Origin of the sequence: Cohnella hongkongensis, from assembly GCF_042654645.1 — a bacterium.
Taxonomy (GTDB): domain Bacteria; phylum Bacillota; class Bacilli; order Paenibacillales; family Paenibacillaceae; genus Cohnella; species Cohnella hongkongensis.
In genome coordinates, this window is the sequence record NZ_JBHSEP010000017.1 from 45,835 (window position 1) to 59,413 (window position 13,579).

Annotated in this window: 10 protein-coding genes; 9 read left to right on the plus strand and 1 reads right to left on the minus strand. The window is 58.4% G+C overall.

Going from position 1 to position 13,579, the window contains the following annotated elements:
* Positions 1–93: 93 nt before the first annotated feature.
* The 6 genes from ACFO3S_RS19980 (at position 94) to ACFO3S_RS20005 (ending at position 10,250) form a co-directional block, all read left to right on the plus strand.
* Positions 94–3,945: a hypothetical protein gene (locus tag ACFO3S_RS19980; RefSeq protein ID WP_378099706.1), complete on the plus strand. Its 3,852-nt coding sequence runs from the start codon at positions 94–96 to the stop codon at positions 3,943–3,945.
* A 139-nt stretch (positions 3,946–4,084) separates the two neighbouring features.
* Complete coding sequence (locus ACFO3S_RS19985; RefSeq protein WP_378099854.1) at positions 4,085–5,038, plus strand: ABC transporter permease; 954 nt, start codon at positions 4,085–4,087, stop codon at positions 5,036–5,038.
* Between the two features lie 18 nt (positions 5,039–5,056).
* Entirely contained in the window at positions 5,057–5,938 is an 882-nt protein-coding gene (locus tag ACFO3S_RS19990; protein WP_378099708.1) for a carbohydrate ABC transporter permease, read from the plus strand.
* A 106-nt stretch (positions 5,939–6,044) separates the two neighbouring features.
* Positions 6,045–7,625 carry an extracellular solute-binding protein gene (locus tag ACFO3S_RS19995; RefSeq protein WP_378099709.1) on the plus strand — a complete coding sequence of 527 codons (1,581 nt, stop codon included), beginning with the start codon at positions 6,045–6,047 and terminating at the stop codon, positions 7,623–7,625.
* Between the two features lie 88 nt (positions 7,626–7,713).
* Positions 7,714–9,477: a sensor histidine kinase gene (locus ACFO3S_RS20000; protein WP_378099711.1), complete on the plus strand. Its 1,764-nt coding sequence runs from the start codon at positions 7,714–7,716 to the stop codon at positions 9,475–9,477.
* Positions 9,471–10,250 (plus strand): response regulator transcription factor, encoded by a 780-nt coding sequence (locus tag ACFO3S_RS20005; protein ID WP_378099713.1) that lies wholly within the window; start codon positions 9,471–9,473, stop codon positions 10,248–10,250. The genes ACFO3S_RS20000 and ACFO3S_RS20005 overlap by 7 nt, the downstream gene beginning before the upstream one ends.
* On the opposite strand, the gene ACFO3S_RS20010 is transcribed toward ACFO3S_RS20005, so the two are convergent.
* Positions 10,229–10,519 (minus strand): hypothetical protein, encoded by a 291-nt coding sequence (locus ACFO3S_RS20010; RefSeq protein ID WP_378099715.1) that lies wholly within the window; start codon positions 10,517–10,519, stop codon positions 10,229–10,231. The genes ACFO3S_RS20005 and ACFO3S_RS20010 overlap by 22 nt on opposite strands.
* A gap of 190 nt (positions 10,520–10,709) precedes the next feature.
* Between ACFO3S_RS20010 and ACFO3S_RS20015 the strand changes: the two genes are divergently transcribed.
* The 3 genes from ACFO3S_RS20015 to rsmI all read left to right on the plus strand — a co-directional run bounded on the left by ACFO3S_RS20015 (position 10,710) and on the right by rsmI (position 13,520).
* Positions 10,710–11,612, plus strand: coding sequence for a methyl-accepting chemotaxis protein (locus tag ACFO3S_RS20015; RefSeq protein ID WP_378099717.1), 903 nt, complete (start codon positions 10,710–10,712; stop codon positions 11,610–11,612).
* 121 nt (positions 11,613–11,733) lie between these two features.
* Positions 11,734–12,558, plus strand: a complete 825-nt coding sequence (locus ACFO3S_RS20020) for a tRNA1(Val) (adenine(37)-N6)-methyltransferase (RefSeq protein ID WP_378099719.1) — start codon at positions 11,734–11,736, stop codon at positions 12,556–12,558.
* A complete protein-coding gene (gene rsmI / locus ACFO3S_RS20025) occupies positions 12,555–13,520 on the plus strand; it encodes a 16S rRNA (cytidine(1402)-2'-O)-methyltransferase (RefSeq protein WP_378099721.1) in 966 nt (321 codons plus the stop codon). Before ACFO3S_RS20020 ends, rsmI begins: the two co-directional genes overlap by 4 nt.
* The last annotated feature ends 59 nt before the right edge of the window (positions 13,521–13,579 follow it).

Sequence of the window (13,579 nt, forward strand, 5' to 3'; positions counted from 1 at the left end):
TGATTAAGAATGATCGCTATACACCGCATCCGGCGGGCTTCTAAGATAGGGGGTATGGAATGGCGAAACGAGAGAGGCGAGCGAGGGGACACGATGAAGATAGAACGATTGAGACGTCAGTTCAGAACCGCCGATCCGCGTTACGGGCCGGTGCCTTTCTGGTGGTGGAGTGCGGAGGAAGTGACGGAGGAACGCATTCGCTGGCAGCTGCGGAAATTCCGGGCGGGCGGCTTGCGCAACATCGGCATTATCAATATTGCGCCGACCGGTCCCCAGTACGGAAGCGTAAGCGACAACCCGTTCTACTTCAGCGAGCGGTGGTGGGCGATGTTCGAAGCGGCGCTGCGGGAAGCGGAGCGCCTTGGCATGTATCTCTACTTCTACGATCAGATCGGCTTTTCGGGCTCGAACTTCCCGGCGCGGATCGTCGCCGAGAGCCCCGAGTGCGCCGGATACGTTCTGCGAAGATTCGCTGCGGACGAACGGCTGCCGGAAGGCTCGACATTGCTGCTTCGGACGGAGGAATACCGGTACGCTTCCGTGCGCCAAGGGTTTAACTGGCTGGACCCGGACGCCTGTTCCCGGCTGCTCGACCGGGTGCACGGGGAGTTCGAGCGCAGATTTCCGCACGATCTGGGACGGACGATCGCCGGAAGCTTCCAGGACGAGCTGCCTCCGCTGCCTTTATGGACGCCGCAGGTCGCGGAGCTGTACGAGGCCCGTTACGGGGAAGATCTGCTGTCCCGTCTTCCGGCGCTGTTCGACGATCTGCCGGAGTCGGGGCAGGTTCGCAGGCAAGTCTACGAGCTGGCGGCAGAGCTCGCGGAGCAGGCCTTCTTCATTCCGATCGCGAGGTGGCACGAGAAGCACGATATGCTGCTGTGCTGCGATCAGGCGGGGCCGGCGAGGAAGGTAGACGTGCATGGGGCGCAGCGTCTGTATTTGGACTATATCCGGACGCACCGCTGGTACAATGCGGCGGGCTGCGACATGGACGGAGAGATCAAGCCTCATTCGTCGATGGTCCACCTGCACGGAGGAAAACGCGTCTTCCTGGAAGCGTTCCATACGAGCGGCTGGGGCGGAACGCTGGAGGAAACGCTGCACTGGCTCCTTCCGTGGTTTCAGGCGGGCGTCACCCTGTACAGTCCGCATTCCGTCTACTACAGCACGAGAGGCGGCTGGTGGGAATGGGCGCCGCCCGATACCGGCTGGCGGCAGCCGTACTTCGAGCATTATTCGGTGTTCGCCGATACGGTCAGCCGCGTCTGCTCCCTGCTGAGCGCAGGAACGCATGTCGCGCCGATCGCGGTGCATTATCCGTCTTATGCCGCTGCCGGCTATATGTCGTTAAACGACGGCAAGAGCTCCGAGCATCCGATGCTGGTGGCCAACCGGACGCCGAACCGGGAGATGGAGCATCTCCAGAGAGTGTATGCCGACGTCGCCGGGCGCAACGCGCGCAGAGATCAGCATCGGACTGGCGCGCTGCGCGAGGCGCGGCTCGATTTCGACGTCGTCGACGATTCGGCATTAGAGAAAAGCACGGTGGAGGACGGCAAGCTGCGTATCGCGGGCGAGACGTTCGGCGTTCTTCTGCTGTGCGGGACGACGAGGATGGACGAGGCGGCCCGCCGCAAGGTGGAACGCTGGATGAAAGAAGGGGGATGGGTGATCGGCGTCGAGGTGCCGGAGGACGATCCGGCATTCGAGGGCGTCGTCAAGGTCGGCTCCGCCGCCGAAGCCGTCCGTCTGCTCGGCGAGCGGATTGCCCGCTTCGTTCACGGGCCGGGCGCGTCTCTCCATCGGCGGACTGAGGATGCGGACATCTTCCTGCTGCTGCCCGAGGAAGGGCGATTGCTCACGATGCACCAGCCGGCCGACAGCCATACGGCCGTGCAGGAAAGCGCGGTTTACCGGCTGCGCACGCCCGGCCGGCCCCAGCTCTGGGATCCGGTCAGCGGAGCTATCGCTCCCGCGACATACGTGCGCGACGGCGAATGGGCGGAGCTGACGGTCGACTTCGCTTCCTGGCCGGCCGCGCTGGTCGTCTGCCCGTATGAAGCGGCCGACGGCGAGGCTTTCCCGGCAGCGGAGCGTGCGGTAATGCCCGCCCGATCGGCGCCGCTCCCCGCCGCGCCGGCCCGTCGGGAGCTGCCGTCGGACGGCTGGCGGATTACGGCTGTGCCGACGCTGGACAATCTGTACGGAGACTTCGACTTGCACGGGGAACGTACGCCGAACGCGCCGATCGAGCGGCGTCTGGTCCGGGTCAGGCAGGAGGCGGACAGCGTCTCCGGGGAGCGGGCCGGATGGCAGCTTCCCGGCTTCGACGACGCAGCCTGGGCGAGTCGGCTATGGAGCGAGGCGGCCTATTGGGAGGCTTGCCCGAACGAGCGATTCGAGCCCGAGCATCGCAGGCCGGTCGTATACAGCCTTGTGTTCGGAGATCATCAATTCAGGTCCTGGGCCGGCCGAATGGGCCGGGTGCCGCGAAGATTTCTGAACCTGGGCGAGGCGGAGCGGGGTCAGGCAGTGTGGGCGCGCACTTACGTCCTCGCGCCTGCGGCAGGGCGCTACTGGATTCGCGTCGAGAGCAACGCCGAGATGACCGGGCGGATCAACGGCGCAGAGATCCGATGGCAGGGAGGCCCCGAAGAGCGGACCGCCTGGCTGGATCTGAACGCCGGTCCGAACGAGTTAACGCTGCGGGCGGAACCGATCGTCGCGGGTCTGATCAGAGCCGGCGTGGAAGTGAACGACGTAGCGCGGCCCTCCTTGCCCAAGTGGATTCTGACGACGAATCCGAACGCCGGCTCGCGCCTGACCCGGACGATCGAGCAGAAGGCGGGCGAGGCGGTAGAGCGCGTAAGGCTTGTGTTCGCCGCTCGCGGCCGGGTCTCGCTGTATGTGAACGGAACGAAGGTAACGGAGCACGGGGATTTCAATCCCTATATCCGCCAAGGCCAGGAAGAGGCGGATATCACCTCCTTGTGGCGGGAGGGCGTCAACGAAGTCCGGTTTGAGCTGCCCGAGGGCGCCGGCGAAGTGCTCGCAGACGGAGTCGTCGAGCTGGCGAACGGGGAGCGGATGGAGTTCTGGACCGGGGAGGATTGGGTGGACGAGAAAGGCTATGCTGCGGCCGTTCTGCACGAAGCGGTGCTGCAGTTCGCCGAGACCGAGACGCTGTGGCTGTCTCCGCGGCCGCACCCGCTGCCGGAGGTCGGCTGGCTGATGCCTCAATCCGTGCCGGTCCCGAAGCCGCTGCCGTTCCAACGCGATCCGGCTTCGATCGGCCGTCCCGTCTGGGTGCGGTTCCCGCTGCCCGTCGGCGCTTGCGGCATGGACATCAGGGCCGCCGGCTCGATGACCGTCTGGGTGGCCGGTCGGGAGTTCGCCGCGCGCGACGGCCGCGTCGTCTTCCCGCCGCAGGCGGCGGGGACGATGGCGGCAATCCGGATCGAACCGGCCGGGCCCTGCTCGGAGGCCGACGTCCTGCTGGCGCCGATCCGGTTCAGCCTCGCGCCCGCGTCCGGCGCGCTGGGCGATTGGCGGACCGCTCTCGCCCTGCCGCATCATAGCGGCGCTATCGAGTATGAACGACTCATGGAGCTGGGGGGTGCCCGGCGGACGACGCTGGATCTGGGACACGTCCGCGGCACGGCCGAGGTGTGGCTGGACGGGCGCCCGATGGGCGTCCGGGCATGGCGTCCCTATCGCTTCGAGCTTGGCGAGGGGCTGGAGAAAGGGACCCACCGTCTGCGCATTCGCGTGACGAACACGCTAGGCGCGCATTATGAAATCGGCAGGCCCTCGCATAATGTGGGAGGCAGCACCGATCCTAAAGTTTCCTACTGGAACACCGGCATCGATCCGAGCTGGCAGCAGCGCTTCGCCGCAGGGGGGCTGTACGGACCGGTTCAAATCTGCGAAGAAACGTCCTAGAGATCTTAAAATCGATCATCAGAGTTGTAAAATGAACAATTGAGCGGTTCGAGCGCGTATTGTAACCTCGAATTGAGGCTGCAATACGCGCTGATAAGGAGTGATTCGATTGGAACTGCAAACGGCAAAGAAACGAGAGATGAAATCGGGTCAATCCGTCGGCCTCGTATGGAAGCGCTTTAGACAGCAAAAATATATGCAAGCCTTCGTATGGCTCGGCCTGATCTCCCTGTTCGTCTTCCATTACCTCCCGATGTTCGGCATCCTGATCGCCTTCAAGGACTACAAGATCGCTTCCGGGATCTCCGGGATCTTCACCAGCGAATGGGTCGGGCTCAAATACTTCAAGGAGTTCGTGAACAGCTACAACTTCAGCACGATTGTCGTCAATACGCTCGGAATCAGCTTCCTCAAGCTGATCTTCGCCTTCCCGGTTCCGATTCTGCTGGCGCTGATGCTCAACGAGATCAGGGACGGCTTTTTCAAACGGGCGGTGCAGACGGCCAGCTATTTGCCGCACTTCATCTCCTGGGTCGTCGTGGCCGGATTGGCTTCGGTTTTCCTGTCCGAGAGCAGCGGCATATTCAATCAACTGCTTATGGGGCTGGGCCTGATCAACCAACCGATCGCCTTCCTGTCCGATCCCGGCAACTTCTGGGGACTAGCCGTAAGCACGGCGGTATGGAAGGAATCCGGCTGGTGGACCATCATCTTCCTGGCTGCCGTCAGCGGCATCTCGCCGGCGCTGTACGAGGCGGCGCATATTGACGGGGCCGGCCGCCTGCGCCGAATCTGGCACATTACGCTTCCCGGCATTCGGAGCACGACGATCGTCGTTCTGATTTTGGCGATCGGGAGCTTGCTAGGCGGCGGACTGGTCGGCTCGAATTTCGAGCAAGCCTTCCTGCTCGGCAATCCCGTTAATGCGGACAGGTCGGAGATTCTGCAGACGTACGCCTTCAAGGTGGGGCTGTCGCAGGGCCGCTACTCGTTCGCAACCGCCATCGATCTGCTGCAGGCCGTCATTTCGGTCATTCTCATATTCGGCAGCAACTGGATTTCCAAGAAGACGACGAAATCGGGCTTGTTCTAGGAAGGAGGCGTCATTCGCTTGAGAAAAAGAACTTTGGAGGATTACTCCGTAGAAGGAATCATCTATGCCGTCCTGCTCCTGATCTTCGTCGTAACGGCCTATCCGTTCTATTACTTGTTCGTGATTTCGTTTAACAACGGACTGGATACGGGACTCGGGGGCATCTACTTCTGGCCGAGAGACTTTACGCTGGCCAACTACGAGAAGATCATGGGCGATCCCAAATGGACGCTGGCGTTCTTCGTCACCGTGGCGAGAACGGCGGTCGGCACGCTGCTCGGCGTCATGTTCACCTGCCTCGTGTCTTACGGCTTGGCGCATAAGGATCTGGTGTTCAAGAAAATCTATTTCTCGTTGTTCGTCTTCGGCATGTACGTCTCCGGCGGGTTGATTCCGTTCTACATTGTTTTAAGGCACGTCTACTTGCTGAACACCTTCTGGGTGTACGTCATTCCGTCCATGCTGAATATTTTCTTCCTGTTCATCGCCGTCTCCTTTTTCCGGGAAATTCCTTCCGAGCTGAAGGAGGCCGCCACGATCGACGGGGCGAGCGATCTGCGAATTTTCCGGTCGCTTATACTGCCGATCTCGAAGCCCTTAATGGCGACGATGGCGCTGTTCCTGGGCGTCGGCCAGTGGAATTCCTGGCTCGACTCGGCGTATTACGTGCAGAACGAAAACTTGAGGACGCTCACCTACCGGATGATCGAGGTCATCAACAGGGGAAATATCCCGACGGATGCGGTCAGCATCGAATACGCGGCCAATGCGGCAAGAGTGACGACGTATTCGCTGCAGGTGACCTCCATGGTGGTGGCCGTCGTGCCGATCATGATCGTCTATCCGTTCCTGCAGAAGTATTTCGTTAAAGGCGCGATGATCGGCGCGGTCAAAGGTTAATGACGACGCTTCGGTATCGGCTTGCACGATCATGGGGGAATCGCCCCTCTCGTCGCTGCATGTTCACATACAACCAATACAATCTTTCAGCAGGAGGGTTAAAGCCATGAAAAAGAAAACCGGCAAAGCGTTCAAAACGCTCGGTCTGCTGGCGATCGTCATCGCCTTGCTTGCGGCTTGTTCGTCGGAAGGCGGCAACGGCCCATCATCGCCCGCGGCCGGCTCGTCGGCTCCCGCGCAGACGGGGAACGGAGAAGAGACGGCTCAGGAGCTGGGGGAAATCACCCTGTTCGTCGATCACCCCTGGTGGCCGATGACCGAATGGAAGGGCAAAATTCCGGAGGAAATCACCAAGAGAACCGGCATCAAGGTTAACGTGCAGATTGCGGCCGACGCTCAGCAGCTGCCGCTGATGATCGCATCCGGCGCCCAAATGCCCGACATCGTCTATACGTACAATAACCATCAGTCGATGTCCAACCCGGACATCTCGTACACGTGGGACGAATTGATCGATCAGTATCAATTGCAGGATTTCGAGATCGCTCCGATCGTCAGAGCCGTTAACGCGACGAAGGACGGCCGGCTCTACACCGTCCGCAACGGATTCATGACGGCCGAAGAGCTGGCGGCGTGCGACAAGTGCTTGAATCCCGGCCAAGGGCTGTCGGTTCGCGCCGATATTATGGAAGCGCTCGGCAATCCGAAGCTGGAGACGCTGGAAGATTACCTGGACATTCTCGGACAGGTGAAGGCGAAATACCCGGATCTCATCCCTGCGGTCATCACTCCGGGGGAAGCGGGAAGCTACTTGCGCGTTCAGCACGGTGTGCCCCGGTTCTCCTTCTATAACGCCGGAGACGGCGCCAAGTATTATATCCATCATCCCGATCAGGAGGCTTTCTACCTGTACGTGAACAAGCTTTACCGCGAGGGATACATCGTGGCGGAGAACTTCACCTGGCAGGAGCGGACGGAAGCGGAAAATCAGATTCTCAACGGCAAAGCATTCTCCCTGCTCAACGCTTCGGGCGACTCGGAGACGCTGAATCCTCGCCTCGAATCGGACGGCAAAGACTTCCGAATGACGCAGGTCGTCAAAAATCTGGGCGCGAATGCGAAGGTATATGCGAACAGCATCGGCTGGTCCGGCATGTACGTGCCGAAAACCGCGAAAAATACGGAAGCCGCAATCAAGTTTATTCAATATATGTACAGCATTGAAGGACAGCGTCTGGCTTCGTGGGGGATCGAGGGCGAGGACTGGACGATGCACCCGGACGGGTACCCGGTGTTTACGTTCGATTCGAAGGATCAGGATAAACAGGTTCAGATGGGCGTCGTATGGTGGGGCATTCTCGCCGATAAAGGGGAAACCTCCAGTCTGCAGCGCTACGTTCCGGACTCCGCTTCCACCGAAGCGATGCTGGAATTGAAAAAAGTGACCGAGGTCGACTCGTTGTTCGGCAAGGTCGTTCCTGAAGCGGATTCCAATGAACAGGTCATTCAGGCCAATATCGACAACATGATCAAGAACGAGGAAATGAAAATCTATCTGGCCAAGTCCGAGGACGATGCCAAAGCGGCGTTCAAGGCGATGCTGGACAAAGCCAGAGACATCGGAATCGAGCGGTTGGAAGAGTGGGCGACGAAGGAGTATAATGAAGCCAAAGCGTTAATGAAGTAATACGATCGATGATCTTGAGTCGGCAGGGTAAGATTCTCCGGAATCTTACCCGTATTGTCATTTTACACCGGGAAGCGATGGGATCGTCGTGATTCAATATTTGAAAAACATCCGGATCGTTCACAAGATGATACTCGGCTACATCGTGCTTGTGCTGCTGCCGGTTATTCTGTCGGCAACGTTTATCTACAATCAATTTCACGCCAAGATCGGGAACGATTTCTCCCAGGCCAAGCAGCAATTGATCATTCAAGCTTCCAACAGCCTGAAGGTCAGTCTGACCCAGGTGGAGTCGATTCACGCTCTGTTCCAGCATAACTCGCAGATGCTTGAATATTTGAAAGGGCTTTATCAGACGCCCGGCGACTACGTTTATTATTTTCTGAAGGATATTCGGCCCATCTTCACCTTCGCCAACAGCTCCAATCCTTCGATCGAGTCCGTGCGGCTGTACAAGACGAAGCCGGCCGTCATGCCGGTCGGGAACGAGATCCGGGACATTCAGGAGGCCGAATCGCTTACGGCCAGAGACGTTTTTCAGAATCTGAGAATGAACCAGAAGAGGTGGGTCACCGATTCCTCCAATAACGGCAGCGTTCCCGGCTTGATCTACTATCAGAATCTGTACAACGAGAACTATTCCAACCAGCTGGGCGTGCTGGAAATTCGCGTCGACGGCCGCATTATCGGCGACTTTCTGGATGCGGTCGACATTAACGACAACGTGGGCGTCATTGCGATTAAAGATCATGAAAGCGTATACGAGAGCTTCGGGCAGCGACTTCACCCGGAGGCTTACCGTTCCATTCTAGGGAAGATTCGGAGTGAAAGCCCGGAACGGGCCATCTGGAGCGAACGGGGGATTCTCGTGAACTCGATCTCTATTCCGGACCTTCAATTGACGTTTTATTTTATGACCTCCACGGAGGCTCTGTTCTCGGATTTGTCCAAGCAGACGGAAAATCTGGCATGGGTGATGTTCGGCCTGCTCCTCCTGCTCTCGGCGGTCTACTATGCGATTGCGTCCATGCTGACGAAACGGATACTGAACCTGACCAAGCATATGCGGAGAGTGAACGAGAACAACCTGGCGCCGTTCAAGGACAAGGGCAGCAAGGATGAGATCGGCTTCCTGATCCTCTCCTATAACTCCTTGATCCATAGACTCGACGAATTGCTCAATACCGTTCATAAAGCGGAGCTCATGAAAAAGGAAGCCGATTATCTGGTGCTCCAAGCGCAGGTCAAGCCTCATTTTCTCTATAATACGTTGGAGTCGATTCGGATGCTGGCCGAGATCCACGACGATGACGAAGTCGTCGATGCGATCTACTCCTTGGGCAAGCTGCTGCGCTACAGCCTGTCGTCGCAGGAGAACGAATCGACGCTCAAGAAGGAGCTAGCCAACGTAACGCATTATCTGGACGTTCATAAGCCCCGCATGATGGATCTGCTGCATTACGACATTCAGATTCGCGCGGAAATCGGGGATATGCGCTGCCCGAGATTTATTCTGCAGCCGCTGCTGGAGAATTGCATTAATCACGGCATCTCGAAAAGAAGGGGCAAGGGCGAGATCCGGGTTACGGTAGACCAGGAGGAAGACGGGATCCGGATCGAAATTTCGGACAACGGAGCGGGCATTCCCGAGGAGAGACTGAAGATTATCCGCGACGTGCTCGACAACAAAGTCGATCGCAGCGTCCTGCAGACGGAAGACTCCGGCCTCGGTCTCTATAATGTAAGCGAGAGGATCAAAGCGTTCTACGGAGAACGTTCGGGGCTGGAAATCAACAGCACCGTCGGAGCGGGCACGACCTACACGTTGAGATTGGGAGTGAAAAGATGCTGAACCTGATGATTGTAGACGACGAGCCGATTATCCATAAAGGACTCATCAACATTATTGAAAAAGGCAGCACCCCATGCTCGGAAATCGTATGCGCGTACGACGGCATCGAAGCGTTGGAGAAAATGCGGGAGTTTAAACCGGACTTGGTCATTACCGACATTCAGATGCCGGAGATGAACGGGCTCGAGCTGATTGCCGAAGCGAAAAGCCGCGAGCTGTGCAAACGCTTTATTCTGCTGACGGGCTTCGACCATACGGAATACTTGAGAAAAGCGATCCGCTGCCAAGTGATCGACTACCTGCTCAAGCCGATCAACAAGACCGAGCTGTACGACGTGCTGGCCAACGTATCGATCGAGATTATGGATAAGGCTTCGACCCGCCAGCCCGTCTGGGGGAGCGCCGAGGAGAAGGATTCGTCGTTAATCCGGCTGGAGAATAACGCCCCGCTGTCGAGAAATGTGGAGAAAATGATTCAATACATCCATGAGAACTACGCGCTCGATCTTTCCCTGGATCAGATCGCCGAGCACGTCTACTTGCATCCCAACTATATCAGCTCTCTATTCCGGAAGGAAACGGGAATTACGTTTATTCATTATTTGCACCTCTATCGCATTCAGAAGGCCAAGCAGCTAATGACCAAGCATCAGGAGATGTCCCTCCACCAAATCTCGGAGAAGGTCGGTTACGAGAACGTTCGTCACTTTTTCAGCATCTTCAAAAAATATTGCGGAGTGACTCCCGGCGATTACCGGGCCAGCCGGCATTGATTCGCTGCCGACCCTCCGTCGGATACTCCGTATACTCGGCCCTCCGGAGAACTTCTCCGAATCGCGGCGATTGCCCTGCCGTAATGAACCGCGAGCAGAGGCTGCGGATCGTTCGGCAGGCCTTCGCCATGCCGTTCAGAATGCGGGCGCTCCCCTCCATCCCTCTTCTGTTCGAAGCCGCCCTTCATCTGCTTGGGGAAATTACGGCTCAGCTTGCCGTACCGGCTCATGGCAGACTCGCAGCAGATCCCTCCAACGTAAAAATCCAAGATTAAGCGTTCACATGAAGCTTTAATTTATCCCGCATTAACAAAATTTATTTAAACTTGAAGATAAGACCGGATCGCGGAGCCGGGAATCCTTCGTCGCAGAACGCGCGGAGAAATTTTACTGGAAGTCATGGCAAGTTTTTTATGATATGTTATAAGTACTAATATATGGAGGTTGACAACGCTACTCATGAACAGTCGACAGGTCACGAACGAATTAGTCATCCGAGCGATCGAGACAAATCTGGCCATGATCCGTTTTGACACGAACCGCAAGGTCACCTACGTGAATGAAGTATTCGCGAGCACGATGGGCTACTCCAAGGAGAGTATTCTGGGAATGCAGCACCGGGACTTCTGCTTTGAGGCTTTCGCGAACTCTCCCGATTACGAGCAGTTCTGGGGATCGCTGCTGTCGGGACAGAGCTTTCAGGACAAAATTGAAAGGAAAAACGTCCGCGGAGAGACGGTATGGCTGGAGGCCACCTACATGCCGATCTATGACGAGCAGGAATCGGAGGTAATCGGCGTCTCCAAGATTGCCACGGACATTACGGCGCGTCGGGCGAGTCTGACGACAGTGGTGAAAGAGCTGGAGACGACCTCCCGGTTCTTGAATCAACGAGCGGAACAGGGCATCAGCCGAAGCCGGGAGCTGTTATCCAGCGTGAACCGCATTGCCGAAGTCTCGGAGGACAACACCCGAACCCTGGCAGGTCTGCAGGAGCAGGCCAGGCTGATCCAGGGCATCGTCCGCACCATTCGCGATATTGCCTCGCAGACGAATCTGCTCGCTCTCAATGCCGCCATCGAGGCCGCCCATGCGGGTCCGCACGGCAGAGGCTTCGAGATCGTCGCTTCGGAGGTGCGCAAGCTGTCTAATGAAGTGTCCGAGTCTATCACTCAGGTGCAGGGCACGATTACCGGCATTACAAGGGAGATCTCCGAGATGTCCGACGGAGTCCGCCGCATCCAGTCTTCCGTCGCGGAAGGCCAGCAGCAGATCGGCGTGACGCTGGAGGACTTCGACAGCATCGTCGACTTTGTCCAGAAGCTGGACGAGCAGGCGAGCAATGTCGCTTCTAATATATAAGGACACCCGGCGGGGTGTCCTTTTGTCGGATGCCCGGCCGATGAGGCTGGCCCCGTTTGCGATCCCGCTCCGAATCAAGTAAGCTAAGGGGCAGAAGGACTACAAAGGGAGGTGCGAGCTCGTGAGCGCTGAGCAGCAGCCTCTGCACGCCGGGGAACGGCTGGACGATCTCCTTACGCATCAGCTTAAAATTATCCAGAGCCGCGAAGTGTTCAGCTTCTCGCTGGACGCGGTGCTGCTGGCCCGGTTCGCCGTCGTCCCTCCCAGAGGGCGGATCCTCGACCTGTGCACGGGCAACGGCGTCATTCCGATGCTGCTGACGACCCGAACCGAAGCGGCCGTCGACGGCATTGAAATTCAGCCCCGGCTCGCCGATATGGCTCGCAGAAGCGTCAGCCTTAACCGGTTGGAGGGCCGGATCCGCATCATCGAGGGCGATCTGCGGGAATGGAAGCCCGAGGGCGAATTATACGATGCGGTTACGGTGAATCCGCCATACTTGCCGGTAACGAGCGGCGATCGCAAGGAGAATATTCATCAGGCTATGGCCCGTCACGAGATCGGCTGCAAGCTCGAGGACGTCGTTGCCGCGTGCGCACGGAGCGTGAAAGCGGGCGGAAGGATTGCGATGGTGCACCGGCCGAGTCGATTGGCGGATATCGTCGATCTGATGCGCCGCTATCGAATCGAGCCGAAGAGAATTCGATTCGTTCATCCGCGCAGAGATGCGGAAGCGAATATGATATTAATAGAAGGAACGCGCGACGGCCGGCCCGAAGTCCGCCTCCTGCCTCCCCTGATCGTCTACGAAGAGGACGGGGAATATACGCAGGAGCTGCTGGCCGTCTTCTACGGACAAGCGGCCGAGCTGCCCGACTTCAAGCGTCCTAACGGACGGGCGCCGATCGCGAAGAAAGGAAGCAGCGGGGAGGAAGGACGAACATGAACGGACAAGCGGGCATGGGTGGGAAGAATGGCGAGGAGACGGTCCGCGCTTCGGAGGCCACCGTCCAGAAGAGCTTCGCCCCGCGAGAGCGGCCCGGCACGCTGTATCTGGTTGCGACGCCGATCGGCAATCTGGAGGATATGACGTTTCGCGCGATTCGCACGTTAAAGGAAGTTCAGCTGATTGCCGCCGAGGATACGCGGCAGACCCGCAAGCTGCTGACGCACTTCGGCGTTCAGAATCGGCTGGTGAGCTATCATGAGCATAATCGGGAGGCTAGCGGTCCGGAGCTGATCCGCATGCTGCTGGAGGGCCAGCACGTCGCGCTCGTCAGCGACGCGGGAATGCCCGCGATCTCCGACCCCGGAGCCGACCTGGTCCGGGAAGCCTCCGAGAAGGGCATCCCCGTCGTGTCCATTCCCGGAGCGAACGCGGCGCTGTCCGCCTTAATCGTCTCGGGGCTGCCGACGGACCGGTTCCTGTTCGCCGGATTTCCTCCACGCGACCGGAAGGGCGTCCATCGACTGCTAGACAGTCTGGACGGCGAGAGCGGCACTCTGATTCTGTACGAGTCTCCGCACAGACTGAAGAAGACGGTGGCGGCGATCGGCGAGCGATGGGCCGGGCGGAGAATGGCCATCGTTCGTGAATTAACCAAGAAGCATGAAGAAATCGTCAGAGGGACGGCCGAGGCTTGCTTGGCCCATCTGGAGCTTCACGATCCGCTCGGAGAATGCTGTATATTAATAGAAGGAACGCGTTCGGGAAAGGAGCGCAGGGAAGGAGCGGAAGACGGGCAGAGCGGGCTGTGGTGGGCATCGCTGACGACGGCGCAGCATGTCGCGCATTACGAGACGAACGGGCAAACGCGCAAAGAGGCGATGAAATCGGCGGCTGCCGACCGGGGAAAACCGAAGAGGGAGATCTATCGGGAGCTGCTGGACGAGAGCGATAACGCGTAATCTGCAAAAGGCAAAAAAATTCCCTCCCGAGATCGACATCGGGAGGGGCAAGGAGTATA